Genomic DNA, 23449 nt, shown 5'->3' with positions numbered 1-23449 from the left:
ACCGGTGCGGTACGACAACCATCTCGTCGGAGATTACTCGTCGTCGGCCGTTCGGACCCGGCGAGCGACCCGGCACGCGCCGTTCGGCGTACCCGCCAGGGCGCGCCCGGACGTCCGCCGGTCCGGCCCGCCCGGCGGGAGTCGGTGAGGTCGATGAGATCGACGAGGTGGGTGGGATCGGTGAGACGGGTGTACTGCCCGGTGACCGGCGGATTCCCCGGGGATCAGGCGTAGAAACGCGTGATCGTCTCCGCGACGCAGTGCGGCTTGCCGCTGTCCGCGCTGGTGATGGTGAACCGGACCACCGCCTGCACGCCCCCCGCCACCTCGGTGGCGGAGACCAGCTCGGCCGTCGCCCGGATCGCCGTGCCGACCGGCACCGGCGCCGGGAAGCGGACCTTCTCCGAACCGTAGTTGAGCGCCATCCGGACGCCCTCGACGCCGTAGCACTCCTTGGCCAGCACCGGGATCATCGACATGGTGAGGTAGCCGTGCGCGATGGTCGAGCCGAACCGGCTCTCCTCGGCCCGCTTCGGGTCGACGTGGATCCACTGGTGGTCGCCGGTGGCCTCGGCGAACAGGTCGATCCGTGCCTGGTCGACCGTGTGCCACTGGCTGGTGCCCAGCTCGGTGCCGACGGCGGCGGTCAGTTCGGCGAGGGAGGCGAAGGTCGTCACGGTGCGCTCCTGAGGGGCGGCGGCGAGGGCGGGATGCGAACTCCGCAGAGTATGCCTACTCGCCGGTCACCTGTCAGCGATCGCGCCGGTGCCGGTGCCCGCGGTCGTACCGGTCACACCGTCGTACCGTCACACGGGGTCGGGCGGTCGGGGTGGCGGGGCCGTCAGGAGTGACGGGGGCGTGGCCCCCGCTCCGGGGCGGGGACCACCGCGTCAGGAACGTTGCACCGAGCGGCCGGACCGTAGCAGCCGGCGACCGCTGACCAGCTCGGGCACCAGTGACACGAAGAGCGGGTCCGAATCGCCGACCCACGGCCGCAGCCCCGAGCGGAGCGCCCGCCGGACCTGCTCCGGCTCGCGCACCAGATCGGCCCGGCCGTGCACCAGGACGCTCCAGCCGGTCCGGGTGACCGGGTCCAGCCGGTCGGCCTGGAAGGCGACGACCGTGCCGTCCAGACAGCGCGCGGTGGCACTGTCCCGGCGCACCGCCAGCAACAGGCGCCCGTCCGGGGTGACGTCGAAGGAGACCGGCAGCACGGCCGGCAGTGCGTGCTCGGTGTACACCACGCGTCCGACGGGCACGGTGCTGAGCAGCCGCAGGCACGCGGCCTCGGTCAGGGCCTCCAGCTGGTCGTCACGGTCCATGGGTCCGATCGTCCCGCTGCCGGGAGCGGGCCGATAGGGCCCATGGTCCCTGAGCGGCAGGGTCGGGAGCCCCGTCGGTGGGCGCGCGGGACGGTAGCCTGCCCGGCGGGTGGCACCGGGGCGCGCGGGGCGTGCCGCAGCGCGCGCGGGTGCCACGGACATCGGCGAGCAGTGCGTGGCCGGGCATCGACGGACGGTGGCGCGGCGGGCGGTCCCGGGACGGCCGGGGACGGGCAGGAGGGGGCGGTGCGGATGGCAAGCGGAGTCGATCTGGTGGTGATCGGGGCGGACGGCGGGCCGGACCGGGGCTTCGGCGGCTCGGCGCAGGCGGCGGAGGGCGCCCGGCTGCTGGCCGGTGTCCTGCCCGGCATGTGCTTCGACGCCGGCGCGGCCGGGAGCCGGGTCACGGTGGTGGAGCCCGGGGCGGACGCCAACACGATGCTGACCGCCGTCCGGGAGGCCGCCGCCCGCCCGGGCCGGTGGCTGCTGGTCTGCCTGGTGGGCCAGTTGGTGGCCGACCCGCGCGGGCGACGGCTCGCCCTGGTGACCGGCGGTTCCACCACGGACAACGCCTACCGGCGCGGGCTGGCCTGGGACTGGGTGGTGAGCGCGATGGTGCACGGCGACCAGGAGGAGGCGCTGCTGCTGGTCGACGCGGTGGTCGACAAGGACACCTGGACCGCGCTGGAGCGGAGCGCCGGCGAGGACGGTATCGGTGAACTGCTCAACTACTCGCGGGTCCCGCTGTGGGGCCGGATCGGCCGCTACGCCCCGGGCCGCTACACCCCCGGCAGACGTGGTCGGGACGCCGTCCTGCCGGGCGGCGCGGGCTCGTTCAGCCAGGCGCTCACCACGGTGCTCCAGCAGGGTGTGCCGGGCGCACCGGCCGCCGTCGGCCCGCTCGACCTGCAACCGGCCGTCGGCGCACTCCTCGACGGCGGTGGCGGTGGCGGTGGCGCGGCGGGCGGAGGGCCGGGCAACTCCGCGGGGGGCGGGCCCGGTGGTGCCGCCGCTACGCCGGCGAACCACGGTGACGCGCCGGGTGTGCGCCTGCTCGTACCGCCGGAGGGAGGGCGGCTGTTGATGCGCAATCGGGCCGCGGTTCGGGGTGCATTGGCCGGATTGTCGCTTTCCGAAGAACTGTTGGCCCTTCTGTGGCGGGAAAGTGCCCCGACGGATCCGCCTTCCGCGTAAGGTCAGGGGGCCCTGGGTGTTGCCGTGAAGGACCGGTTTGGCGAAGAATCGATGCCCTCGGGGGCAACATCGGCGGGACGGCGGAATTCTTTGGCGGCCACGGGCCACACGCGTGGTCGGCTGCGACGAGGTGGGGCGATGCGGCAGCGCGGAAATGTGTTGCGCCCTGGGGCGGTTGGGGTCGGCGGACTGGTACTGGCGTTGCTGCTGAGCGCCTGCGGGAGCAGCGGTGACGGTGGTTCCGTGGAGCGTCTGGGGACCAGTGCGCCCACGGTCGCGGCGGTGACTCCGGTAACCCCTTCGGGTGGTTCGCCGAACGTCGGTAACGCGCCGACGGACGGACCCGAAGGAGCGGCCGCCCGGGACGCCCTGAGCGCCTATCAGGACTGGTGGCAAGCCCAGGTGGAGGCCTACGGGCGTACGGATTCGGACGGATCGCGACTGGAGACCTTCTCCTCCGGGAAGGCACTCACCGACGCCCTGGTCAATCTCAAACAACTTCACGACGCCAAACTGGTGATGACCGGCGGACCGCGGAATTCGCCGGTGGTGAAGAACCTCGATCTGGCCGCCGATCCGCACACCGCCGTGATCGAGGACTGCCTCGACGTGTCGGGCTGGCACCAGGCCGACGCCACCACGCGCGCGGTGAAGGACCCGCCGAACCGGCTCACCCGGTACCCGGCGACCGTTTCCCTACGACAGTTCGAAACGCGTTGGCTGATCCACGAGTTCAAGCGGGAGGTGCAACGAACATGCTGAAACCGGTACGGCGATTGGTGCTCGGTACGCCCTTGTTCACCGCATTGCTGTTATCCCCCGGAACCGTCGCGGCGGCGGAGCCGACCCCCACCGGGGGTGCCACCCGCTGCGAGGTGAACGTGATCTGCTCGGGAACCGAGGACCCGGGCACCAAGCCGACCCCCGGGGGCGGCGGGGGGACGGGGGGCACCGGGGGGAGTTCGAGCGGCCCTCAGGTGTGCTCCTGGAACGGGATGCCCCTCGCGTGCAGCGATCCCGAGCTGGGCTGGTTCAGCGCCTCGCGCGGCTGTTACTTCCGGGTGATCAGCCCACCGCCTCCCGCGGGCGATCCGCGCTGGCAGGGGCACGATCCCTCGGAGGGCTCGGTCTACAACGTGACCTGCCTCGACAGTGCGGGCTCGCAGACCGGCGCCCCGGCGGAGTTCGCCGCCCAGGCGCCCGCCGGGCCGCCGCCGGACAACCCGGCCCAGCTGGCCCGTCAGGCCAGGGACCGGATCGCCTTCCCCAAGCCGAAGCCCGTCACCGCCCCCAAGGGCGACTCCGTGGTGGGCGCGCCGGTCTGGCTCTGGCTGGAGGGCTCGCAGCCCCCGGCCCCGGTATCGGTCTCCGGCAACACCCTCACCGTGACGGTCACCCCGCGCCTGGACTGGGTGGAGTGGAAGTTCGGGGACGGGACGAAGGAGCGGTGCGAGGGGAAGGCCGCGGCCGGCACCCCGTACGACCCCAAGTACGGCGCCAACGCCTCGCCCACCTGCGGCCACGTCTTCAAGTCCGGTTCGGGCCGCACGACGGACGGCCTGTTCCACGGGACCGTCACGGCCCACTGGGTCGGTGTGGTCACGGTGACCGGGGGGACCCAGCAGGTCGACCCGATCGAGCTGCCGCTGACCGAGGCCGTCCAGTTCCGGGTGGCCGAGGTGCAGGTCCTCAACTAGCCGGTCCTCAAAAGCCGGTTCTCAACTACCCGGACCTCGACCGGCCGGACCGGCACACCGCACAGCAACCCGACGAACGACGCGAGAAAGGCCGAAGCCCGGTGGAGAACCGTACCTTTGCCACGCCGGGGTCCGGCACGTCCGCCACGGCGACCGCGACCGCCGGGTCCGCCTCCGTGGCCGTGCCGGAGCAGGGACGCGGCACGCCGCACGCCCCCGGGCGGACGCTCGGGGCGCGGCGCCGTCGGCCCGCCGTACTGGCGATGGCGGTGGCCCTGATAGCCGCCGGCGGGCTGGGTGGTGCCGTCCTCTACAACAGCACCGGCCAGCGGGTCGCGGTGCTGGCACTCGCCCGTGACGTGCAGTGGGGGCAGACGCTGACCGCCGCCGACCTCGTGGTGGTGCGGATCGCCGGCGATCCGGCGCTCACCCCGCTGGCCGCCGCCGACCGGGACAAGGCGGTCGGCATGCGGGCCACCACCGACCTCCACCGCGGCGGGCTGCTCACCAAACGGGACCTGGCCCAGACGCTCGTCCTCGGCCCGGGGCAGCTCCTGGTCGGTGTCTCGGTCAAGCGCACCCAACTGCCGGCCACCAGGCTCCAGCCCGGCATGCCGGTCCTCGTGGTGAACACCGCGGACGGCAACCGGATCGAGTCGCTCTCCGCCACCGTGTACACGGTCGGCCGGGTGGAGGGCGACGGCAGCCAGGTCTTCGACGTGGTGGCCGCCGAGGCGGAGGCCAACCGCCTGGCGGCGTGGGTCGCGAGCGGACGCATCCAGATCGTGGTGGCACCGCGCCCCGCCCCGGGGGCGGCGCCCTCCGGGGCGGGTTCCGCGGCGCCGGGGACCGGAGCGACACCGTCGGGGGCGGCGCCGTCGGGAGCCGCGCCCTCGGGAGCCACGCCGTCCGCGGCCCGGGTCGGGACGCCCGCACCGACGGGCGCGGCGTCCTCGGGGGCCGCGAGCGGTGCGCCGTCCGGGGCGGGTGGGGCCTGAGATGGCGGTCATCGCGGTGGTCGGCGGCCCGGGGGCACCCGGCGCCACCACGACGGCGCTGGCGCTGCTGCTGGCCTGGCCGCTGCAGCCCGGCCGCCGCGTCCTGCTCGTCGAGTGCGATCCGGACGGCGGCGCGGTGCTGGCCGGCGCCCTGGAGGGCCGGGTCGAGGCGGTGTACGGGCTGCGCAACCTCGCCGTCGCCGACCGGCGCGGGCTGCTCGCCCAGGCGCTCTGGGAACAGCTGATCGACCTCTCGCCGGAGGGCAACGCCGAGCGCCTCCTGTTGCCGGGTCTCACCGACCCCACCCAGGCACCCGGGCTCGCCTACACGTGGGAGCCGTTGATGGAGGTGCTGCACGGGCTGGAACCGCAGGGCTACGACGTCCTCCTCGACCTCGGCCGCTCCGGCGCGACCGGCACCAGTGCGGTGCTGGCCCGCCGGGCCGACGTGGTGGCGGCCACCGTGCGCACCACCCTGCGCGGGCTGAGCGCGTCGCGGCCCCGGCTGGCCGCGCTCGCCGAGGACCTCGGCACGGCCGGCACCGGGGCGGACGCGCTGGGCCTGCTGCTGGTCGCGGAGGGGCCGTACTCGGGGGCGGAGGTGTCCCGCGAGTTCGGGCTGCCGGTGCTCGGGGTGCTGCCGCACGCGCAGCGCACCGCCCGGGTGCTCTCGGACGGCGGCGACGTCACCGACCGGCGGTTCGTCCGCTCGGAGCTGATGCGGACGGCGCGTTCGGCGGCGGACGAGCTCCAGCTGACGGTGCGCCGGCGGCGGCAGCGGCTGGCGCCCACCTCCCAGCCGGCCCCACCCGCACAGCTCGCCCCGGGAACGGGGCCCGCCCCGGACCGGGGGCCGGCGGCTGCCGGTCCGTCGGGGACGGCCGGCCCGGCGCCGGAGCCGGCCGGCGGGCCCGGCTACGCGTACCCGCCGCCGCAGGCACCGCAGCCCGCCCAGCCGTACGGGCCCGTGCCGCCGGTGATCACCACCGGGCCGGTAGCCCCGCTCGCGGGGCTGGCACCGCAGCCGGCCGCTCCCGCGTCCTTCCCGGGGCACGGCGGCACCCCCGGGGAGCAGGCGCACCAGACCCAGCAGTACGGCGGCCGGCACTCCGCCCCGCAGTACCCCCAGAACCCCGGCCGGCCCGACGCCGGCCAGCCGCACGGAACGCAGCAGCACGGAACGCAGCCGCAGGCGACGCATCCGTACGGGACCCCGCACGACGGGACCCGGAACGGCGCAACGCAGCAGCACGCGACGCATCCGTACGGGACCCCGCACGACGGGACCCGGAACGGCGCAACGCAGCAGCACGCGACGCAGCCGTACGAGGCCCAGCAGTTCCAGCCCCGGCAGTCCGGCGCCCCGACGTACGGGCCGCCGTCGTCCGGCGCCGCGCAGTACGGCGCCCGGACCGCAGCCCCGCAGCACGCCGCCCCGCCCGCCCCCGGCGCGCCGGAGCAGCCGACCGGGCCCGCGCACCAGCCGTACGGCACCGCACCCAGCGACCCCCTCGCCCAGACGGAGGTGCTCCGTGCGCGGTAGCCCCCTGCACCAGCAGCCGGCCACCGACCCCGCCGCGCTGCCCTGGTCGACACCCCTCCCCGGCCCCGTCATGCCCAACCCGGTCACGCCGGGCCCGGTGACCGCAGGCCCGGTCGGGCCCGGCCCGGCCGCCCCGGCGGGTGCCCCGCCCGTGCCGCCGGGAGCCCAGCAGGGCGGCGCCGCGACGGCCACCGCCGTCCCCTCCCAGCTGCCCTCGCTCGACCGGCGCGGCGCCGGCACCCGCCCGGCCGTCGACCCGCAGGTGGCGCGCGAGCTCAAGCGCCAGGTGGCCGCCGAGCTGCACCAGCAGATCCTCCGGCTGACCGCGGGCTCGGGAACCGAACCCGACCGCGCGACCCGCCGCCAGCGCGGTCGCGCGCTGATCGAGGAGGCCGTCGCCCGCTGGTCCGACGCCTACGCGCAGACCCACGGCATCCCGCCCACCCGCGACCAGGACCGTGCGCTCGCCGAGGCCGTCTTCGACCTGCTCTTCCGGGCCGGCCGGCTCCAGCCCTACCTCGACGACCCGGAGATCGAGAACATCCTCATCAACGGTTGCGACGACGTCTGGATCTCCCGGGTCCACCAGCCGCTGCGCCAGGTCCCGCCGGTGGCCGACAGCGACGCCGAACTCGTGGAACTGCTCCAGGACCTGGCCCGCCAGCACGGCGGCGGCGAACGCTCCCTCTCCACCGCCAGCCCGACCCTCGCGCTGCGCCTGGAGGGCGGCATGCGCCTCCAGGCGCTCACCGAGGTCACCCCGCGCCCCTACGTGGCGATCCGTCGGCACCGGGTGGCCTCCGCGACGCTGCCCGAGATGGTCCGGCTCGGCACCCTGGACACCACCCTGGCCTCCTTCCTGGCCTCCGCCATCCGGGCCCGGAAGAACGTGATGATCACCGGGACCCAGGGCGTCGGCAAGACCAGCCTGCTGCGCGCGATGGCCGCGGAGATCCCGCCCGACGAGCGGATCGGCACCCTGGAGTCGGAGTTCGAACTCTGGCTGCACACCCTCGGCCACCTGCGCCAGGTCGTGCCGATGGAGGCCCGGGAGGGCAACGGCGAACGCGTCGAGGGCCGTTCGGCCGGCGAGCTGACCATCGGCGACCTGATCCCGGCCGCGCTGCGGATGACCCTCTCGCGGATCATCGTCGGCGAGGTCCGCTCCGGCGAGGTCGTCCCGATGCTGCGGGTGATGACCAACGGCGAGGGCGGCTCGATGTGCACCCTGCACGCCCGCGGCCCGCACATGGTGGTCGACCGCATCGCCGAACTCTGCCTGGAGTACGGCTCGCACATGACCGACGCGCTCGCCTACCGGCTCACCGCCAACGCGGTCGACCTCATCGTGCACGTGGCGATGGTCGACGAGACGCCGGTCGGCGGACGCCGGCACCGGTTCGTCTCGCACGTCCTGGAGGTGACCGGCCTCGGCGAGAGCGGCCGGCCCGCGCTGAACACCGTGTTCGGCCCGCGCCCCGAGCTCGGCGAGCCGCGCGCCGTCCCGCACACCCCGCCGCAGTGCCTGGACGACCTGCGCCGGGCAGGCTTCGACGCGTCGCTGCTCGGCTCCCGGTACGGCAGTTGGGCCGCACCGCTCCAGCTCCGGATCGGCGGTGGCGCCCGATGATGCCGCTCTTCGTGCTCTGCGGCCTGCTCGTCATGGGCGGCCTGGTCGCCCTGGTGGCCTGGGCCCGCGGCAGCGACCCGGCGGCCGAACCGGACGGGGACCGCGAGACCTCCAACCCGCTCGGCGGCCGGCTGCACGTCTTCTGGTACGGCGCGCCCGGCACCGCCTCGGGGCGGATCGTCCGGCTGCGCCGGATCCAACTGCCGCTCGCGCTGGCCGGCGCGCCGCTCGGCTGGCTGTTCACCGGCATCCCGCTGACCGCGCTGCTCGTCCCGCTGGCGGTCTTCGGCCTGCCCTGGCTGTTCGACACCACCCGTTCGGACACCGACCGGATCGAGCGGCTGGAGGCGCTCTCCGAGTGGACCCAGCGGATCGCCGACGTGCTGCTGCTCGGTGTCGGCCTCAACCAGGCCATCGTCACCAGCCGCCGCACCGCGCCCGCCGCGATCGAGGGGGAGGTCGGTGAGCTGGCCGCCCGGCTGCAGGCCCGCTGGCGGCCCGAGGAGGCGCTGCGCGCCTTCGCCGACAGCATGGCCGACGCCACCGCCGACAAGGTGCTCGCCGCGTTGCTGCTGCGCTCCGGGGACAGCGGGCCCGGGCTGGCCCGGGCGCTCTCCGACATGGCCGAATCGGTGCGCGAGGAGGTCCGCCAGCGCCGCACCATCGAGGCCGACCGGGCCAAGCACCGCACCACCATCCGCTGGCTGGTCGGCATCATCGTGCTGGTCGTCACCATCGGTTCGTTCAACACCGAGTACACCCGCCCGTACAGCACGGTGCTCGGCCAGAGCGTCCTCGCCGTGGTGGCCGCGCTGTTCGTGGCGGTGATCGCCTGGATGCGGGCGCTGGCCTCGCATCCACCGGTCCCGCGCCTGCTGGAGCTGGACCGTCGCAGCCGGACCGGCCGGGCCGCGCGGCGTGCTGACGCGCCCGAGGGCGGTGCGGGCGGCCGGGCCGCCGAAGGGCCCGGTGGCCCGGGTGGCGCCGCGACCGGCGGCGCTGCGGCCGGCGGTGCTGCGACGGGCGGTGCCGACGCCGGCGCCCGGCTGTTCGGGGAGGCACGATGATCTCCCCGTGGTCCGTGCTGGCCGGCGCCGCGGCGGCCGGCGGCATCGCCCTGCTGATCGCCGAACTCCGCCCTGCCCCGCCCGACCTGGGTCAGGCGCTGGACCGGTTGCACCGCACCCCCGCCGACCGGACCCCCGACCCGGAGGAACGGCCGCGCTGGTTCGACCGGATCGGCGAGCGCTCGATCAGCCTGCGCGGGGTGCGCATCCCCGAACGCGACCTGGCGCTGATCGGCCGTACCCCGGCCCGGTTCATGGCGCACAAGCTGATGTTCGCCCTGATCGGCCTCGTCCTACCGCCCTACCTGGTGGTGGCGGCGATGCTGCTCGACATGAGCCTGCCGTTCGTGCTCCCGCTGCTGGTCGGCCCGCTGCTGGCCGGGCTGTTCTGGTTCCTCCCGGACGCCATCGTGCGCGGCGAGGCGAAGGAGGCCCGCGTCGAGTACCTCCACGGCGTCGCCGCCTACCTGGAGCTGGTGGCGATGGAACGGGCCGCCGACCTCGGTCCGGCGGAGGCGCTGCGGCGGGCCGCCGCGGTCGGCCGGGGCGCGGTGTTCCGGCGGATCAGGGACGCACTGGACCGCGCGGCCACCGACCGGCTGCCGCCCTGGGCCGGACTGGACGCGCTGGCGGTCGAGTTGGGGCTGACGCCGCTGCAGGACGTGGCCGACATCATGCGGATCTCCGGCACCGACGGCGCGGCCGTCTACGACACGCTGCGGGCCCGGGCCAAGGGCCTGCGGGGCGAACTGCTCGCCGAGGACCTCGCCCGGGCCAACTCCGACAGCGAGCGGATGGTCGCTCCGGGGGCCGCGCTGACCCTGCTGATGACCGTGCTGATCATCTATCCCGCGTTGCACAAGATGCTCAACTGAGGTACCCCTCGCGGAGGTCAGCAACCTCCGTCACCACGACGCACCCTGGGAGAAACTGATGAACACCCACCTCAAGTACCTGGTGGCCCGATTGGCGGGGCCGACCCTCCTGCCGGTCCGGTTCGCCCTGCTGCTGTTCCACTTCCGGATGGGCCGCGCGAAGGCGGCCCGTGCGCGTGGTGACCGGGGCGCCATCAGCATCGAACTGGCGCTCGCCGTCATCGCGCTGGTGTTCGTCGCGGGCCTCGTCGCGACCGCGCTCTACAGCCTGAACAAGAAGGTCGTCGACAAGGTCAACGAGGACCCGAACCTGCCCGGGAGTGGCGCCACCCCGTGATGAGAGGTCGTCGTCTCCGCCGTTCCGACCGAGGGTCGTTGAGCCTGGGCCTGGCCATCGTCTTCCCGGTCGTGCTGATCCTGATCCTGTCCGTCGCGCAGACGGGCCTGTGGTGGTACTACCGCCAACTCGCCCTCACCGCTGCCCGCGAGGGCGTCGACGCGGGCCGCGTCCAGGGCAATCGGAGCGACGAGCTGAAGAACGAGGCGGCGCGGAAGCAGGCCGAGGCGTTCCTCGGCCGCCAGGGCAGCGAGGACCACGCGATCAGCACCGACGGCAGCACGCCGGTGCTGATCCGGGTCACGGTGGAGGTGACGGCGCCCGTGGTCATCCCCTTCGTCACGCGGCCGACCGTGACCCAGCGCGCCGAGGCGCCGCGCGAGCGGTTCGTCCCGCCGCAGGTGGTGGGACCGTGAGCGGACGGTTCCGGTGGCGGACCGGGAAGTCGGCGGACCGGCCGCCCGGGTGGGCGGCCGGACGGGCGCGCGGGTTCGCCGCGGCCCGGTCCGCCCGGTCGCCGTTCGGGCGGGACGGCGGCGGCTTCGCGGTCGAGGCCGCGATCGTCGCGCCCGCCGTGGTGGGACTGATCCTGGTCACCGTCGCGGCCGGCCGGGTGCAGACCGCCGCCGGCACGGTGGAGGCCGCGGCCCGCTCGGCCGCCCGGACCGCCTCGCTGGCGCGTGGCGTCGACGCGATGGACGCGGCGGCGAAGAAGTCCGCCGTGGAGGCGATGGAGCAGCAGGGCGTGCACTGCGCGAGCAGCAGGGTCACCGTGGCGCACGGGGAACTGGTCAGTCACGGGACCACCATGGCGACGGTCACGGTGTCGGTCCGGTGCGAGGTCGGACTGTCCGACCTGCTCGGCGGGCCGAATCTGAACGGGCCGGTGTCGAAGACGCTCACCGGCAGCTTCGTCTCGGTCGTGGACCGCTACCGGGGCGGGTGAACGGGCGTGCGCCGGAGCGAACGGGGCGGGCCGGAGCCCTCCCCGGACAGGGATGTGTCGGGCCGTGGGGTGGGCGGTGGCGAGGTCGTGACGACGAGGTACCCGGACGGGGATTGGGGACGCCCCGGGCGGGGGAAACGCAAGCGGAGAGCGCCCGGGGGAGGGTGGACGGGCATGTCGGGAGGGGGCGCCATGGCGCGCGGACGCGGGGCACCTCGATTCCGTGCCCGTTCGGACCGGGGCACGCTCTCGATCTTCGTCGCGATCTGCTCGGCGTTCGTCGCCGTGGTCATCGCCCTCATCATCGACGCCGGCGGCAAGCTTCGCGTCGCGGAGAACACCGACGCCTACGCCCAGGAAGCCGCCCGGGTGGCAGGCCAACAGCTCGACGAGGCCGCGCTGTTGCGCGGCGAGGGGTACCGGGTGAAGCGGGAGTACGCCGAGGAGGCCGCCAACAGCTACCTCGCGCTGTACGGTCTGGCCGCGAAGTTCGTGGAGTTCTCGCCCGACGGGGCGGCCGTCACCATCACGGTGGAGACCGAGTACCGGCCCGTCCTGCTGACCCAACTCGCCAACAGGAAGATCACGGGCAAGGGAAGCGCAGCCCTCGTCCACGGAGTCAAGGAAGCGGAGACCGACTGATGGCCGCGCCACGCGCCAAGGACCAGACCCGTGCCGGGCGTCCGGCCCGGGGTGTGCCCGCCACTCCCGCGTCCGGCCGGCGGCCGTCGTCGCGGCCGTCGCACCGCGGCGGCAGCGGCGGCCGCCGGGGCCGGGGCGGCGCCGTGCTCGCCGCGATCGCGGCCCTGATCACCCTGCTGGGACTGCTGCTCGGCGTCCCGGCGCTGCTGCTCTACGGCACCCGCGCGGTCGCCGACATGGGCCCGCTCGCACCGGACGGCCTCGGCGCGCTGCTGACCAGCCCCGACGACGGGCAGCTGTTCCTCTGGCTGCTGGTCGTGGTCGGCTGGGTCGGCTGGGCCTGTTTCGCGCTCTCCGTCCTGCTGGAGATCCCGGCCCAGCTCCGCGGCCGGGTGGCCCGGCGGATCCCGGCGTTCGGCTGGAGCCAGCGCGCTGCCGCCGGCCTGGTCGGTGCGGTGATCGCGCTGGTGCCGGTGGCCGGTTCGGCGTTCGCCGCCACCCCCGAGCGCCCCCAGGTGGCGACCGCGTCCGTCCAGGCGGGCGCCGCGGCGCAGCGGGCCGCGCTGCCCGCCGCGCAGGCCGCACCCTCCCTCGCCCCCGCCGCCGACCAGCAGTCCACCTACACGGTGCGGGACAGCAGGCCGGCCGACAGCCTCTGGTCCATCGCGGAGCGCCAGCTCGGTTCGGGCGAGCGCTGGACGGAGATCGCCAAGCTCAACGACGGCCGGGTGATGGACGATTCGGGCAACCGCTTCGACGCGGACCGGCCGATCCACCCCGGCTGGGCGCTGGTGATGCCGGGCGACGCCAAGCCGGACGAGGCCGGGACCCCGGCGCCGGCTCCGGCTCCGGCGCCCGCGACCGGCACGACGCAGGCGGGTACGCCCGCGAGCGGCGCCCAGGGCACCGGCACCGTCACGGTGAAGCCCGGGGACAGCCTGTCGGTCATCGCCGAGCGCGAGCTGGGCGACGCCGAGGCCTGGCCGAAGCTGTTCGACGCCAACAAGGGCGTCCAGGCGCCGGACGGGGAGCGACTCACCGACCCGGACGTGGTGGTGCCCGGGATGGTGCTCAGCCTGCCCGGCGCGGCGACGCCCGCCCCGGCCCCGGCCCCGGCGCCCGAGCCCGCCCCCGCCCCCGCCCCGGCACCTGCGCCGGCGGCGGAACCGGCCCCGGCCCCGGTCCCTCCGCCGCCCGCACCGAGCACCCAGGTGCCGGCACCGGCACCCGCCACCCAGGCGCCCGCCCAGACCCCCGCTCCCGCCCAGACCCCCGCTCCCGCACAGGCCCCCGCGCCCGGGCAGACCCCGGCCCAGACGCCCGCCGCGCACGCCGAGGACGCCCCGAGCGACGACTACACCGTCGCCCTCGCCGCCTCCACCGTCGGCGTGCTGCTGGCGGCCGTCATGGTCGGCGCCGTCGCCCGCAAGCGCGGCACCCAGCTCCGGGGGCGGCGGCCCCGGCACCGCATCGCCCTGCCCACCGCCCCCGCCGCCGCCTTCGAGGCCGAACTGAAGGCCCGCCAGGACGAGGCCGGTCTCGACCTGCTCGACCGCGCCCTGCGCAGCATGGCCCGCAACACCGTCCGCGGCGGCAAGCGGCTGCCCGCCGTCGTCGCCGCCCGGATCACCCCCGGCCGGACGATCGAGCTGCACCTCTCCGGCGCGGCCGCCCCGATCGCCCCGTTCCGCGCCGCCCACGCCCCTGACATCTGGTGGTGCGCGGCCGACTCGGACGGGCTGCTCTCCCGTGCCCAGGCCCGCAAGACCGCCGCCCCCTACCCGGCCCTGGTCACCCTGGGCTCCTCGCCCGACGGCTCGGTGATCCTCGCCGACCTGGAGACCGTCCGGCTGCTCCACCTCTCCGGCCACCCGGACGACGCCCGCGACGTCCTGCGCACCCTCGCCCTCGAACTCGCCCACAGCCCGCTCGCCGACCGCCTCCACCTGCACCTCGTCGACCTCGCGGAGGAGATTCCGATCAGCGGCCCGGCCGCCGAGCGGATCCACCGTCACCCCACCCTGGAGGCCGCGCTCGCCGCCCTCGGCCCGCGCACCGCCAAGGCCCGGGCCACCCTGGTCGCCGCCGAGGCCACCAGCCCCCGGGAGGCCCGCAGCCGCGGCCAGGCCGACGAGTCGTGGACCCCCGAGATCGTGCTCTGCGGCCACCAGCCGGGCGGGGACGTCCCGGCCGAGCTCGGCCGGCTCCTCGACGGCCGCCCGCGGACGTGCGTCGCCGTGGTCACCCGGGCGCCCGAGCGCGGCACCGGCCCGGTCGCCCGCTGGACCCTGCCGGCCATCGGACAGGCCACCATCCCCGGCCTGCACCTCACCCTGGAACTGCAGCGCCTGACCACCGGCCAGTACGAGCAGGTCGCCGAGCTGCTCCGGGCCGCCGACGACCAGACCCAGCACCCCGCTCCCGCCTGGACCCTGGACGGCCCCGGCCTCGACGACCTCGAACCGGCCGAACTCCCGCCCGTACCGGTCCTGGTCGGCGTGGGGGCGTCGGGCGGTCCCTCCGGCGGATTCCTGATGGGATCGCCGGACGAGCCCGACCTGGGCGACGGCACGGGCGGTGACGCCCCCGAGGCGGCCGGCCCGCGCCTGCTCGCCCGCGTGATCGGCACGGGCGCCAGCCCGTTCGCGGGTACCGACCCGGCGGCGCCCGCCGCGGCCAACGGCTCGGCCGGTGGGTCGGCCGGTGGGTCGGCCAACGGCGCCTCCGCCGGGTCCACCGTCTCCGCCGTGCCCGCCCTGCCGGCCGCCCCGGCCGTGGCCGTCCCGCCGTCCGCGGCGGTGGCCGTCGTCCCCGGTCCGCGGCACCTCGTCAACGGCCTCGGGCGACAGGCCGCCACACCCGCCGCCCCGGCGGGCCCGGCCGCCGGCTTCCCCGTCGGCCCGGACACCGGCACGACGTCCGGGGGAGAGGACACCACCCAGAACCTCCGGGTGCCCGATGGGACCGGGACGCCCACCGGTGCGGTCGCGCCCGTCCAGCCGGTCACGCCGGTCACGCCGGCACCCGCCCCGGCCGGGAAGCCGGTGCCCGCCCCCGAGCCGCTGCCGACGCACGACCCGGCGCCCGCGCCCACCGGTGCCGATCCGCGGCTCCCCGCCCGCCCGGAGCCGTCCCCCGGGTCGCCCGTGCCGTCGGTGTCCCCCGTCACGGAACCCGGACCGACGGCCGTCGCCCCGTTGGCCCGCACCACCCCCGGCCGCAGCGACAGCGACGACCTGCTCGCCATCCTGCGATCCCCGGAGGCCCACGCCACCCGGACCGCGCCCCGGATCCGTCTGCTCGGCCCGGTCGACGTGGCCGGCACCGGCGGCCCGGCCGAACCCGCCACCGTCCTGCGGCTCACCGAACTCGCCGTCTACCTGGCCCTGCGCCCCGGCGCCGACCACCACGCCCTCGACCACGACCTGCACCCCGGCGCGGCCCACCTCGACCCGCACCCCACCGCGGCCGACGCCCGGAGTCCGCTGCCCGAGAAGCTCGCCGACCTGGCCTCCTGGTTCGGCTCCTCCTCGGACGGCCGGTCCTTCCTGGTCACCGACTCCTCCGACGGCTACGCCTTCGCCCCCGCCGTCACCTGCGACTGGGACGAGTTCCGCGGCCTCTACCGGCGCGGCATGCGCAGCACCAGTGCCACCGCCGACGCCGCCCTCGCCCACGCCCTCGCCCTGGTCCGGGGCGCCCCGTTCGCGGAGGCACCGCCCGCCGCGTTCGGCTGGGCCGAGTCCGAACGGCAGGACATGATCGCCGCGATCGTCGACACCGCCCACGAACTCGCCGCCCGCCGTCTCCAGTACGGCGACCACCGCAGCGCCGAGGCCGCCGTCTTCCGCGGCCTCGCCGTCGCCCCGGACGTCGAACTCCTGCACCGCGACCTCTTCTACGCCTACGCCTCGGCCGGTGCCCGCGACCAACTGCTGCGCGCCGTCAACCGCCTGGACGCGCTCAGCCGCCGCACCGGCCGGGACCTGGACGCCGACACGGTGGCCCTGCTGCGCGACCTCCTCGCCGGCTCCTGAGCCGGTGGCCGGGCAGCCCACGACCCCGTGGGCACGGCCGGCGGACCGGCCTTCCGCCCCTGGACGGTACGGGTGCTCCGTACCGTCCAGGGCATGACGGTACGGAGCCCGGTGAAGGGCGTCGTCGAACGCAGGGGAACCGCGGCACCTCTCCCGGTCGAGGCCGATGACGGCTATGCCTTCGAGCTGGACCGGTCGCTGTTCCTGGCGTCCGGGGACCGGATCGGATGCGAGGGCACCGGGCTCACCGTCGTCCGCTCCGACGGCCGAGGGCCGACGGATCCGGCCCGCCGGCTTCTGGTCCACCCGCTGCAGGATCGGACGGCGCCGAGCCGTAGTGGCTTCCGGCTGAAGGCTGCGACCGTGAGCCGGTCACCGTGCGACTGCACCAACGTGCCCGTGTCGCCCGGATTCCGACGTGTCCGCAGGAGCCGGTGCGCACGGAGCTCCGGACCCTGGACGGAGCGGGGGCACGGACCGCCGGGACCTCGCCACGCCGCGGGCGGTCGGCCGAGGGCGGGCCGGGCGTGTGCCCGAGCTGTGTCCGACCGGCGTCGATCGCCGACCCGGCCTGGCTCGGGTGTGCCGGGATCTCGTAGGGTGGCGCAATCGGGTGTGGTGGAAGTCGCCACGCGGGGCAAGGCAGCGACGCCGCTGAGCGGCGGGGCAGGGCGGGTGACCTGGAGATGGCGGAGACGACGGCGGTCCCCGGAGGTCCGGACCCGGCGCCGGACGCGGGCCCCCAGGACGACCTGCCGCCATGGCTCCCGCGCAACGCGTACGAGGACCATCCGCCCGGTCCCGCCGCGCTGTACGAGCCACCGGTCGACGCACCCGCACCCGGCCCGGCCGCGCTCTACGAGCCGCCGACGGCCGCACCTGCGGCCGTCCCCGTGACGGCGCCCGAGCCGTCGGTGCCGTCCACCGGATGGACCGTCACCGGCCTGCCGGCCATGGGCGGTGCGGCGGGAGCCGACGGCGCAGCGGGCGCCGGCACGGCCCCGCCGCCGCCCTCGGCGACCCCGCCGCCGTTCGCCGGGCCCGGAGCCACCCCCGCGCACGGCGTTCCGGCGCAGGGCGTTCCGGGGCAGGGTGTGCCCGGCCCCGGAGTGCTGCCCGGCCCCGGCAGCCTGGGCGCCGCGCCGCGCGGGCGGATCCTGGTCGTCGAGGGCGGCTACGGCAGCTCCGGCCGCCGTACCTGGGGGCGCGGCGGAACCGCGCAGGCCCCGGTCCTCTCCGCGATGCTCGCCGCAGTCAGCCCCCAGGTGCTGCTCGCCGCCGATGCCGTCGACGCCGTCCACCTCCCCGCCGCCAGTGACCCCCACACCGTCCTCGCCCATCTGCGGGCCGCGGCCCGCCACCCCGGACCGCTCCTCGTCCACCTGGGCGGCCACCTGCTCGCCGACCGGCGCAACGGCCAACTCCACCTCACCCTGCGGGACTCCAAGCCCGGCAGCGTGCGGCAGGACGGCCTCCCCTGGCAGGCGGTCGCGGCCGAGCTGCGCCACCGCCCGACCGACTGGCAGACCCTGGTCATCGCCGACCTGAGCGCCGATCAGAGTGCGTGGCCCTTCCTCCAGGGAGCCGTCTCGCCGCTCGCCGAGGGCATGCCGCTCTGGGCGGTGGTCAGCCCCGACCCCGAGCAGATCGGCACCTTCACCCGTGCGCTGATCGAGGCGCTGCACGGCGGTCGCCCCGGCGCCGAGGCCGTCCTCGCCCCCGAGCAGCTGCGTCAGCAGGTCTACTCGGTGCTCCGCCCGGACGTCGTCATCGTGGCCACCCACGCGCCCGACCGGCCGTTCTTCCGCAACACCGCGCGCCGCGGCGACGGTTCCGCCGCGGACCCCGTCCTGTACGAGGGGGCGAGCCCGGCCGCCGTGCTGCCCCGCCCGGCCGCCCCGGAGGAGGCGCCCTGGGACGACCTGCCGCAGGACGCCGCGCCTCAGGACACCCCGGTGCAGGACACCCCGCCGCAGGACGCCGTGCCGCAGGACGCCGTGCCGCGGCCCCGGCGCGCCGTCACCCTGGACAAGCCGGCGGCGGCCCTCGAACCGTCAGGCTCCGCGCCCCTGCCCGCTCCCGCCGCCGCCGCGGCGGAGCCCGACGGCCGGGTGGGCCTGCTCAAGGCCGAGGTGCCGCCCACCCCGCCGCCCGCGCCCCGTCCCGTCGACCTGCTGAAGCCCTACGCCTGGCAACCGCCGACCGTCGACACCGTGGTGGAGGAGGCCCCGGCGGCGGACGAGGTGCCGGTGACCGACGCGCTTCCACCCGACGCGGCTCCGGTCGGCGCCAGGCCCGGGGACGCCGCCGACGAGCCCCAGGCCCAGGCCGAGGCCGAGCCAGAGGCCGAAACCGAAACGGGGGCCGTGCCGACGCCCGACCCCTTCCAGTCCCGCGCCGACTACCGGGAGGTGATCGGCCGCATCGTCCGCAGTGCCGAGGCGGGGGACCACGCGGCCGCCACCGACCTGGCCTTCGCCCTCGAACTGGAGGCGATCGGCGAACACGGCTCCGTCTCCGCGCCGGTGCTGCAGGTCCGCCAGGTCCGCGCCCACATCTGCCGCCTCGCCGGGCGGACCGTCGAGGCGGCGGACATCTACCGCGAGGTGGCCCTCACCCTGCTCCGTGCCCAGGGGCCGGACCACCCCGAGACCCAGCAGGCCGCGACCAACGCGGAAGCCTGCTGGCGGGCGATCCCGGACCGCGCCGAGGCCCTTCGGATCGCCCCCGAGATCATCGAACTGCGGGCCTACCTCCCCGGCCCCGACGGCCGGAAGCTCCGTGCCGCCGAGCGCCACCTGGCCCACCTCGCCGCCGCTCAGCCCGACCGCGTCTGACGGGTGCCGCCGGCGCTCCGCGACGCCTCGTGCGGGCGTCGCGGAGCGCCGGCAGGCCACCGGGCGGGACCGTCCGCCGGTGTTGTCCGAGGCCACCGCTACGGTCCTGCCCGTGGAACAGGAACGTGCCGAGCACGTCGACCCGCTGCCCGACCGGGTCGGCCACGTGGCCGGCGTCGAGTCGCTCACGCTGGACGGCCACCGCTACTACTTCGGCTTCGACCACCGGAGCGACCTGGTCGTCTCGCCGCTGGTCGACGACCCGGGCACGATGGCGGCCTTCGCGGCCGAGCACATGAGGCAGACCGACGGCCGGCGCGACGAGGCCTTCTGGGCGGAGCTCGTCGCCCACGCGGTCGAGACGTCGGCGCTGGTGCCGGAGGACACGGACCGGGAGTTCACCACGGCGGGTCTGCGCGCCGGCCTGCCCGACCCGGGGAGTCACCTGCTCTGTCTGCTGGGCGCGACGGGCGAGTGGGACGACGCGTCCACCCTGTCGCCGGAGGTTCAGCGGGCCTGCGCACGGCTGGGGTTCGACGAGGACGACGTCGCCGAGGCGCTGGACGCATGTCTGCGGGCCGTCCTGGAGGACGGCGCGGGCGGCCGGCCCGACGAGTGGGCGGTCGTGCGCGGCGTCCTCACGTCCGCGCCGAGGGACCTGCCCGGCAACTGGGCCCTGCTCTTCTCCCCGCTGGCAGAGGCCGTCGCCGGTCACGCCTGAGCGCCCGGTCACACCTGGGCGCCCGGTCACGCCGCAGGGGGTGGCGGTCGGGAACGCCGTGGCCGTCCGGGGTGAGGGGAGCGCCCACCCGGGACGGCCGTCCGCCGTAGGGCCGGAGCCCGGGGGTAGACGTCAGCGCGCTCCGCCGTTGACGTACAGGGTCTGCCCGCTGACGTAGGAGGCGTCCTCGCTCGCCAGGAACGCGACCACCGAGGCGACCTCCTCGGGCTGCCCGACCCGCCGGAGCGGCGTCCGGGCGGCCACCTCCGTCCGGTGGTCCTCCGCCGTGGCGCCGACCCGCTCGGCGGTGGCGGCGGTCATCGGGGTCGCGATGTAGCCGGGGGCGACGGCGTTGACGTTGATGTTGAACGGGCCCAGCTCGATCGCCAGGGTCGCGGTCAGGCCCTGGATCCCGGCCTTGGCGGCGGCGTAGTTGGCCTGGCCGCGGTTGCCGAGGGCGGAGCGCGAACTGAGCGAGACGATCTTGCCGTACTTCTGCGCCACCATGTACTTCTGGGCGACGTGGCTGCAGTTGTAGGCACTGGTGAGGTTGACCGTCAGCACCGCGTCCCAGTCGGCCCTGGGCATCTTGAAGAAGAGGTTGTCCCGGGTGATCCCGGCGTTGTTCACCAGGACGTGCAGGCCGCCGAGATCCTGCGCCACCTGTGCGAAGACCGCCTCGACGGCGTCGTAGTCGGCCACGTCGCAGCCGTACGCCCGGGCGGTGCCGCCCTTGGCGGTGATCTCCTCGACCGTGCCGGCCGCCCGCCCGGCGTCGAGGTCGACCACGGCGACCGCCGCGCCCTCCGTGGCCAGCAGCCGGGCGGTGGCCGCTCCGATGCCCTGCGCCGCGCCGGTGACGACGGCGACCTTGCCTGCAAAACGAGTCACAGCGGTTCCTTCGGTAGCTCTTCGGGAGGGGGTCGGGAAGCCGGCGGACGGGGTGCCGACAGCTTCCCGTCGTCAGTCGTCAGTCGTCAGTCGTCTGTCGCCCGTCGTCAGGCGCCAGGCGCAGGGGTCGTCCGAGTCCGCGCGGCAGGCCGTCAGGCCGACTCGACGAGGACCGCCGTCCCCTGGCCGACGCCCACGCACATGGCCGCGAGCCCGCGGCGCCCGCCGGTGCGGCGCATCCGGTGCAGCAGGGTGGTGAGGATGCGGGCGCCGGAGCCGCCGAGCGGATGGCCGAGCGCGATGGCGCCGCCGGTCGGGTTGACCAGCTCCGGGTCGAGGCCCAACTGGTCGACCGAGGCCAGGACCTGGGCCGCGAAGGCCTCGTTCAGCTCGGCCTCCTCGATCTCGCCGAGCGACCAGCCGGCCCGGGCGAGTGCCTTGCGGGTGGCGGGCACCGGGCCGATGCCCATGACGTCCGGGTGCACGCCGGCCGAGGCGCCGGCCACGTACCGGCCGAGCGGCCGGAGGCCGAACTCGTGCAGCGCCTCCTCGCTGACCAGGACGAGCCCGGCCGCGCCGTCGTTCATCGGCGAGGCGTTGCCCGCCGTCACCGTGCCCCCGGGACGGAAGGCGGGCTTGAGCCGGGCGAGCTTCTCCGGACCGGTGTCCTCGCGGATCGACTCGTCCGCATCGACGATCACCCCGTCCGGCCGCTCGACCGGGATCAGCTCGGCGTCGAAGTGCCCGTCCTTGCGGGCGGCGGCGGCCCGTCGGTGGCTGCGGAGCGCGAAGGCGTCCTGGCGCTCACGGCTGATGCCGTAGCGGGTGGCGACCTCCTCGGCGGTCTCGCCCATCGACAGCACACCGTGCAGTTCGGGCATCCGCGGGTTGGTGAGCCGCCAGCCGAGCCGGGTGTCGTAGGTCTCGATCCGGTGCGGCAGCGCCTCGTCGGGGCGGGGGAGGACGAACGGTGCCCGGGTCATCGACTCGCAGCCGCCGGCCAGCACGACGTCCGCCTCGCCGGAGCCGATCGCCCGGGCGGCCATGGTGACCGCCTCCAGGCCGGAGGCGCAGAGCCGGTTGACGGTGGCGCCGGGGACGCTGTCCGGCAGGCCGGCGAGCAGCACGGCCATCCGGGCGGCGTTCCGGTTGTCCTCGCCGGCCTGGTTGGCGGCGCCCCAGTAGACGTCGTCGATCCGGGCCGGGTCGAGGGCGGGCAGGTCGGCGAGCAGGGCGCGCAGCACGGTCGCCGAGAGGTCGTCGGGGCGGACCGTGGCGAGCGCTCCGCGCAGCCGGCCGATGGGTGTGCGGCGGGCGGCGGCGAAGTAGACAGGACGCACGACGTCGGGCTCCTTGTCGGGAGGGAGGGGGCAGCCGGCCGGAGTGGTCGTCAGGCCGGGAGGCGTGGTCGGAGGGATCGGGCCGGAGGGGCGGTCAGAAGGCGTTGACGCCGGTGAGCGCGCGGCCGATGAGCAGTTGGTGGATCTGACTGGTGCCCTCGTAGAGGGTCATCACCCGGGCGTCGCGCAGGTACTTGCCGACGGGGTACTCGTCGATGAACCCGTAACCCCCGAAGACCTGGAGCGCGTTGTTGGCGGCCCGGACGGCGGCCTCACTGGCGAAGAGCTTGGCGACGGAGGACTCGGTGGCGAACGGCAGGCCGCGGTCGATGTGGTCGGCGACCTTCCAGGTGAGCAGCCTGGCGGCCTCGACGTCCACGGCGATGCCGGCGAGCAGCTGCTGCACCAGTTGGTGGGAGGCGATCGGCGCACCGAACTGCTCGCGCTCGCCCGCGTACCGGACGGCGGCGTCCAGGCAGGCCCGGGCGATGCCGACGCAGCCGGCGGCGACCGACATGCGTCCCTTGGCGAGCGCGGCCATGGCGACGGTGAAGCCCTTGCCGGTCTCGCCGAGCCGGGCGCTGTCGGGCACCCGGACGGCGTCGAAGGCCAGTTCCGCGGTGGTCTGGCCGCGCAGGCCGAGCTTGCCGTGGATCTCGGTGCGGGTGAAGCCGGGCAGGTCGGTGGGGACGAGGAAGGCGGTGATGCCCCGGTGTCCCCGCCGGTCGGGGTCGTCGCCGCCGGTGCGGGCGAAGACGAGGGCGACGTCGGCCCAGGTTCCGTTGGTGATGAACATCTTGGCGCCGCTGATCAGCCAGTCGTCGCCGTCGCGGACGGCACGGGTGGTGAGGTTGGCGGCGTCCGAGCCGGTGCCGGGTTCGGTGAGGGCGAAGCAGCCGAGCGCCTCGCCGGCGGTGAGCCGGGGCAGCCAGTGGCGCTTCTGTTCCTCGGTTCCGAAGGAGTTGATCGACTTGCCGACCAGGCCGAGCGAGACCGAGACGATGCCGCGTACGGCGGAGTCGCCGCGGCCCAGTTCCTCCAGGACCAGGCAGTAGGCGAGGTGGTCGCCGCCGCTGCCCCCGTACTCCTCCGGGAGGGTCAGGCCGAGGAAGCCGAGCGCGCCGAGTCTGGCGATGATCGCGCGGTCGACGGACTCGGCGCGGTCCCACGCGGCGGCGTGCGGCGCGATCTCGCGGTCGGTGAAGGAGGCCGCGAGGTCGCGGACGGCGGCCTGCTCCTCGGTGAGCTCCAGGTTCATGGCGACCCCGATAAACTAGCGCTGCAAGTTTTACGAGGGGACTGTAGCCCCGACCGGGCGCGCTGGGAAGGGGCACCTGCCAGAATCGGTCCCCACACCCACCCGACCGGAGGA

The 23449-nt window shown here is 75.6% G+C and carries 20 protein-coding genes; 15 read left to right on the top strand and 5 right to left on the bottom strand.

What is annotated here, in order from left to right:
* Positions 1-224 precede the first annotated feature (224 nt).
* Positions 225-677 (bottom strand): MaoC family dehydratase, encoded by a 453-nt coding sequence (locus tag ABZY91_RS21955; RefSeq protein WP_355404614.1) that lies wholly within the window; start codon positions 675-677, stop codon positions 225-227.
* A gap of 213 nt (positions 678-890) precedes the next feature.
* On the bottom strand, positions 891-1322 hold the full coding sequence (locus ABZY91_RS21950) for a pyridoxamine 5'-phosphate oxidase family protein (RefSeq protein ID WP_355404612.1): 432 nt from the start codon (positions 1320-1322) through the stop codon (positions 891-893).
* Between the two features lie 252 nt (positions 1323-1574).
* Between ABZY91_RS21950 and ABZY91_RS21945 the strand changes: the two genes are divergently transcribed.
* From ABZY91_RS21945 to ABZY91_RS21875, 15 genes are all read left to right on the top strand, one after another.
* Entirely contained in the window at positions 1575-2516 is a 942-nt protein-coding gene (locus ABZY91_RS21945) for a hypothetical protein (RefSeq protein ID WP_355404610.1), read from the top strand.
* A 243-nt stretch (positions 2517-2759) separates the two neighbouring features.
* A complete protein-coding gene (locus ABZY91_RS21940) occupies positions 2760-3278 on the top strand; it encodes a hypothetical protein (RefSeq protein WP_355404608.1) in 519 nt (172 codons plus the stop codon).
* Between the two features lie 233 nt (positions 3279-3511).
* Complete coding sequence (locus tag ABZY91_RS21935; RefSeq protein ID WP_355404606.1) at positions 3512-4213, top strand: hypothetical protein; 702 nt, start codon at positions 3512-3514, stop codon at positions 4211-4213.
* Between the two features lie 101 nt (positions 4214-4314).
* A complete protein-coding gene (locus ABZY91_RS21930; RefSeq protein WP_355404604.1) occupies positions 4315-5211 on the top strand; it encodes an SAF domain-containing protein in 897 nt (298 codons plus the stop codon).
* Position 5212: 1 nt separating this feature from the next.
* The gene (locus ABZY91_RS21925; protein WP_355404602.1) at positions 5213-6754 is read left to right on the top strand and encodes a hypothetical protein; all 1542 of its coding nucleotides are present in this window, start codon (positions 5213-5215) and stop codon (positions 6752-6754) included.
* Positions 6744-8384: a CpaF/VirB11 family protein gene (locus ABZY91_RS21920; RefSeq protein WP_355404600.1), complete on the top strand. Its 1641-nt coding sequence runs from the start codon at positions 6744-6746 to the stop codon at positions 8382-8384. The genes ABZY91_RS21925 and ABZY91_RS21920 overlap by 11 nt, the downstream gene beginning before the upstream one ends.
* Positions 8381-9451, top strand: coding sequence for a type II secretion system F family protein (locus tag ABZY91_RS21915; RefSeq protein WP_355404598.1), 1071 nt, complete (start codon positions 8381-8383; stop codon positions 9449-9451). The genes ABZY91_RS21920 and ABZY91_RS21915 overlap by 4 nt, the downstream gene beginning before the upstream one ends.
* Entirely contained in the window at positions 9448-10326 is an 879-nt protein-coding gene (locus ABZY91_RS21910) for a type II secretion system F family protein (RefSeq protein WP_329880421.1), read from the top strand. The genes ABZY91_RS21915 and ABZY91_RS21910 overlap by 4 nt, the downstream gene beginning before the upstream one ends.
* A gap of 58 nt (positions 10327-10384) precedes the next feature.
* Positions 10385-10663 (top strand): hypothetical protein, encoded by a 279-nt coding sequence (locus ABZY91_RS21905; protein WP_355404596.1) that lies wholly within the window; start codon positions 10385-10387, stop codon positions 10661-10663.
* Positions 10664-10701: 38 nt separating this feature from the next.
* Complete coding sequence (locus tag ABZY91_RS21900; RefSeq protein WP_329880418.1) at positions 10702-11079, top strand: TadE family protein; 378 nt, start codon at positions 10702-10704, stop codon at positions 11077-11079.
* On the top strand, positions 11076-11609 hold the full coding sequence (locus ABZY91_RS21895; RefSeq protein WP_355404594.1) for a TadE/TadG family type IV pilus assembly protein: 534 nt from the start codon (positions 11076-11078) through the stop codon (positions 11607-11609). The genes ABZY91_RS21900 and ABZY91_RS21895 overlap by 4 nt, the downstream gene beginning before the upstream one ends.
* Positions 11610-11801: 192 nt before the next feature.
* Complete coding sequence (locus ABZY91_RS21890; protein ID WP_329880416.1) at positions 11802-12251, top strand: hypothetical protein; 450 nt, start codon at positions 11802-11804, stop codon at positions 12249-12251.
* A complete protein-coding gene (locus tag ABZY91_RS21885; RefSeq protein ID WP_355404593.1) occupies positions 12251-16288 on the top strand; it encodes a LysM peptidoglycan-binding domain-containing protein in 4038 nt (1345 codons plus the stop codon). Before ABZY91_RS21890 ends, ABZY91_RS21885 begins: the two co-directional genes overlap by 1 nt.
* Positions 16289-16974: 686 nt before the next feature.
* On the top strand, positions 16975-19125 hold the full coding sequence (locus tag ABZY91_RS21880) for a hypothetical protein (RefSeq protein WP_355404591.1): 2151 nt from the start codon (positions 16975-16977) through the stop codon (positions 19123-19125).
* A gap of 112 nt (positions 19126-19237) precedes the next feature.
* Positions 19238-19846, top strand: coding sequence for a hypothetical protein (locus tag ABZY91_RS21875; protein ID WP_355404589.1), 609 nt, complete (start codon positions 19238-19240; stop codon positions 19844-19846).
* Between the two features lie 132 nt (positions 19847-19978).
* Here ABZY91_RS21875 and fabG read toward each other — a convergent pair whose 3' ends face one another.
* The 3 genes from fabG to ABZY91_RS21860 all read right to left on the bottom strand — a co-directional run bounded on the left by fabG (position 19979) and on the right by ABZY91_RS21860 (position 23335).
* Complete coding sequence (fabG, locus tag ABZY91_RS21870; RefSeq protein WP_355404587.1) at positions 19979-20737, bottom strand: 3-oxoacyl-ACP reductase FabG; 759 nt, start codon at positions 20735-20737, stop codon at positions 19979-19981.
* 152 nt (positions 20738-20889) lie between these two features.
* Positions 20890-22077, bottom strand: coding sequence for an acetyl-CoA C-acyltransferase (locus tag ABZY91_RS21865; protein WP_355404585.1), 1188 nt, complete (start codon positions 22075-22077; stop codon positions 20890-20892).
* Positions 22078-22171: 94 nt separating this feature from the next.
* Complete coding sequence (locus ABZY91_RS21860; RefSeq protein WP_329880403.1) at positions 22172-23335, bottom strand: acyl-CoA dehydrogenase family protein; 1164 nt, start codon at positions 23333-23335, stop codon at positions 22172-22174.
* Positions 23336-23449: the final 114 nt, after the last annotated feature.

The sequence above is a fragment of the Kitasatospora sp. NPDC002965 genome (genome assembly GCF_040611255.1).
GTDB lineage: Bacteria > Actinomycetota > Actinomycetes > Streptomycetales > Streptomycetaceae > Kitasatospora.
The sequence above is the reverse complement of the archived record's forward strand: the minus strand, read 5'-3'. Positions and strand labels throughout refer to the sequence as shown.

What these genes read in the sequence shown, in the direction of transcription:
- ABZY91_RS21950 (WP_355404612.1), bottom strand. Translation starts at nt 1,322, where the DNA reads ATGGACCGTGACGACCAGCTGGAGGCCCTGACCGAGGCCGCGTGCCTG.
- ABZY91_RS21945 (WP_355404610.1), top strand. Translation starts at nt 1,575, where the DNA reads ATGGCAAGCGGAGTCGATCTGGTGGTGATCGGGGCGGACGGCGGGCCG.
- ABZY91_RS21935 (WP_355404606.1), top strand. Translation starts at nt 3,512, where the DNA reads ATGCCCCTCGCGTGCAGCGATCCCGAGCTGGGCTGGTTCAGCGCCTCG.
- ABZY91_RS21925 (WP_355404602.1), top strand. Translation starts at nt 5,213, where the DNA reads ATGGCGGTCATCGCGGTGGTCGGCGGCCCGGGGGCACCCGGCGCCACC.
- ABZY91_RS21915 (WP_355404598.1), top strand. Translation starts at nt 8,381, where the DNA reads ATGATGCCGCTCTTCGTGCTCTGCGGCCTGCTCGTCATGGGCGGCCTG.
- ABZY91_RS21910 (WP_329880421.1), top strand. Translation starts at nt 9,448, where the DNA reads ATGATCTCCCCGTGGTCCGTGCTGGCCGGCGCCGCGGCGGCCGGCGGC.
- ABZY91_RS21905 (WP_355404596.1), top strand. Translation starts at nt 10,385, where the DNA reads ATGAACACCCACCTCAAGTACCTGGTGGCCCGATTGGCGGGGCCGACC.
- ABZY91_RS21890 (WP_329880416.1), top strand. Translation starts at nt 11,802, where the DNA reads ATGGCGCGCGGACGCGGGGCACCTCGATTCCGTGCCCGTTCGGACCGG.
- ABZY91_RS21885 (WP_355404593.1), top strand. Translation starts at nt 12,251, where the DNA reads ATGGCCGCGCCACGCGCCAAGGACCAGACCCGTGCCGGGCGTCCGGCC.
- ABZY91_RS21880 (WP_355404591.1), top strand. Translation starts at nt 16,975, where the DNA reads ATGGCGGAGACGACGGCGGTCCCCGGAGGTCCGGACCCGGCGCCGGAC.
- ABZY91_RS21860 (WP_329880403.1), bottom strand. Translation starts at nt 23,335, where the DNA reads ATGAACCTGGAGCTCACCGAGGAGCAGGCCGCCGTCCGCGACCTCGCG.